1 protein-coding gene is annotated in these 261 nt (G+C 42.1%); it reads right to left on the bottom strand.

Annotated elements, in window-relative coordinates:
- Nucleotides 1–261, bottom strand: a 261-nt coding sequence (locus BWI92_RS27705; protein WP_176464586.1) for a hypothetical protein, incomplete at both ends; no start/stop codon positions are given.

Here is a 261-nt window from a genome sequence, read left to right as displayed (position 1 = left end):
GTCGTTGCTGTCAAACTTGGGGCATAACTCGTACCTGTCGTCAACACGCTCGTTGAACTCTGACTTGCATACCATTGTACTGTTTGACCTGTCGTACAAGTTGCTGTCAAATTCACTACACCACTTCCACAAACTGCACCATTCGTTACATTACTTGAACTTGGTGCGCTTGGAATTGGGTTAACTGTACCTATTACTGCTTGACGTGAATTTGTTGCTGTTTCGCAAGTTGTTGTATTGTCTTTACAACCTACAAAATAA

This window comes from Flectobacillus sp. BAB-3569, from assembly GCF_002270355.1.
GTDB lineage: Bacteria > Bacteroidota > Bacteroidia > Cytophagales > Spirosomataceae > Flectobacillus > Flectobacillus roseus.
Note: the sequence above shows the minus strand (reverse complement) of the source record. Positions and strands in the feature narration are given on the sequence as shown.